The 2,469-nt window shown below is 78.7% G+C and carries 2 protein-coding genes; both read right to left on the bottom strand.

Annotated elements, in window-relative coordinates; translation table 11 throughout:
* The coding region (locus ACIBAI_RS28900) for a phosphopantetheine-binding protein (RefSeq protein ID WP_399038779.1) at positions 1 to 688 on the bottom strand (688 nt) is incomplete at its 3' end.
* Positions 685 to 2,469: polyketide synthase dehydratase domain-containing protein (locus tag ACIBAI_RS28895; protein WP_399038778.1), on the bottom strand; the 1,785-nt coding region annotated here is incomplete at its 5' end. The genes ACIBAI_RS28900 and ACIBAI_RS28895, both read right to left, overlap by 4 nt.

The following is a 2,469-nucleotide window of genomic DNA, read 5'->3' as shown; positions in this document are numbered from 1 at the left end:
GCAGGTCCTCGGCCTGCGGGAAGCGGCAGCTGACGCCCACCACGGCGATGGGCTCGCCGGTCCGCTCCCCCGCGACCGGCGGGGCGGCCCGCTCGGCGACGGAGGGCCCGTCCGGCGCGGCCGTGGCGGCCGCGGCCGTCGGGCGGGGCGCGAACCGTCCCCCCGCCGGGGCCGGGTCGGCGGGCTCGGCTCCGAGGCCGTCCCCGGGTGCGGGCCCGTCCCCGGGTGCGGGTTGCGCGGTGGGGGCCGGGGTGGCGGGGGCGGTGTCCCGGGCGGGCCGCGGCCGGCCGAGGCGGGCGGCGAGGGCCGGGCCGCAGGTGTCCACCAGGTGCGTGCCGAAGGCGTTCACGGTGGCGTGCTCGAAGAGCACGGTCGGCATCAGCTCCAGGCCCAGCACCTCGTTCAGCTCGCTGACCAGCCGGCTCATGACGATCGAGTCCAGGCCGTACTCGCTCAGGGCGACGTCCGGATCCAGTTCCCCGACGTCGACCTTCAGCAGCCCGGCGACCTTCTCCAGCACGATGCCGGACACGCGTTCGAGCAGCTCGCGGGGGTCGGTGCCGGGCCGGGGCGCGGCGGCCGGCCGGTGCCGCAGGGCGCGGATCAGACGCAGCGCCTCGGCCTGTCCGATGCGCCCGTCGCGGATGCCTGCGTGCAGGTCGTCGAGGGATTCGATGGATGTGGTCACTTCCTGGCTCCGTTCAGGCTCCGCTTGAAGTCGTCCGCGCTCAGGCCCTGGCGTGACACGGCTTCGATCAGGTGCAGCAGGTAGGTGTCGTCGTCGGCGCCGCCGTCCGCCTCGTGTCCGGCTGCCGGGGCGGGTGCGGGCCGCGGCTCCCGTCCGGCGCCGGCCGGATCGCCGGACGGGCGGCCCGACGGGGCGCCTGCCCGGTCACCGGGCAGGTCGCCGGTCCGGTCGTGCGCGGCGAGGGCGCGGGCGGTGAACCCGCGCAGCCGGACGCACACCTCCCCGTCGTCGTCGCACACGTCGACGTCCACGCGGCGCACCGGTCCGGACCGGTCGTCCGCGGCGAACCGGGCGACGGCCCAGCCGGACGCCGGGGTGGGCCGCAGCACCTCCAGTGCGCCGAGCGCGAAGGGCAGCGCGGTGCCCGCCGCGCCGTCGTCGGGGAACAGTCCGGACGTGGCCTGGAGGGCGGCGTCCAGCAGGCCCGGGTCGACGACGCAGCCGGTGCCGGCCGGCCGCGCGGACGGCGGCGCTTCCAGGCGGGCGACCGCGAGGCCCGAGCCGCCGTGCAGGCGGCGCAGCGCGCGCAGCGCGGGCCCGTACTCCAGGCCGCGGCGGGCGAACCGCTCGTAGACCGCCCCGGCGTCCAGTTCCTCGCCGGTGCAGCGGGCGAGCAGGGCCGGGAGGTCGAGGCGTTCCCCGGCCGCCGGCGTGCGGCGGTGCAGCCGTCCGTGGCCGTGCACGACGGCCGTGCCGTCGGCGCCGCGGCTGCGCACCTCGTAGGACAGGCTGCCGTCGGGCCGGGCCGCCAGGGCCACGTCGACGTCGGTGGGCCGTTCGACGGTCAGCGGGCGGGTCCACACGACCTGGCCGAGCGACCAGGCCCGCGCGTCGTCGCCGGAGGCGAGCCGGGCGGCGGCGTGCGCCATCTCCAGCTGGGCGGCGCCCGGCAGCACCGGCACGCCCCGGACGCGGTGGCCGGCCAGCAGCGGTTCCCGCCCGGTGAAGCGGCTGGTGTACCGCTGCTCGGTCAGGTCGGAGGTGTTGGTGTGCAGCAGCGGGTGCGGCGCGGCGGCCTGCGCCCCGGCGGGGGCGGTGGTGTCGATCCAGTAGCGCCGCAGCCGGAACGGGTAGGCCGGCAGGGGGACGCGGCGCGGCCGGGGCCCGGCCCACCAGCGTTCCCAGTCGACGTCGGCGCCGTCGAGCCAGGCGGTGAGGGCGCGGTCCCAGTCCCGGCGGACCGGGCCGTCGGCCGGGCCGGGCTCCGGGCCTGCGACGGCGTCCGGCGTGTCGCCGCCGCGGCGTGCCCGGCCGGTGCGCACGGCCGGGCCGGACTCCCCGCGCAGCCAGGCCTCCAGGTGCCGCCGCAGGTCGTCGACGCCGTCGGCGAGGACGGCCAGGCGCTCGGTCATCGGGGTGCGTCCGGTCAGCGACGTGTACGCGATCGACGGCAGGTCGGCGTCGCGGTGGTCGCCGCGCCGCAGCGCCGTCACCCACTGTCCGGCCAGGTCGCGCAGGACGTCGGGGTGGCGCGCGGAGAGCACCACGGGCAGCGGTGCCGCGGGCGCGGCCGGCGTCCCGGCGCCGTCGGGCGCGACGTACTCCTCGAGGACGACGTGGGCGTTGACCCCGCCGAGCCCGAAGGAGCTGACGCCGGCCCTGCGGGGCAGTTCCCGGCCCTCGGCATCCCGGGGCGCGGCCCACGGCTGCCGCTCGCGCACCAGGTAGAACGGGCTGCCCTCCAGCTCGATGTAGGGATTGACCCGCTCGCAGTGCAGCGA

It is taken from the genome of Streptomyces sp. NPDC051041 (assembly GCF_044456065.1).
GTDB classification, from domain to species: Bacteria; Actinomycetota; Actinomycetes; order Streptomycetales; family Streptomycetaceae; genus Streptomyces; species Streptomyces glaucus.
The sequence above is the reverse complement of the archived record's forward strand: the minus strand, read 5'-3'. Positions and strand labels throughout refer to the sequence as shown.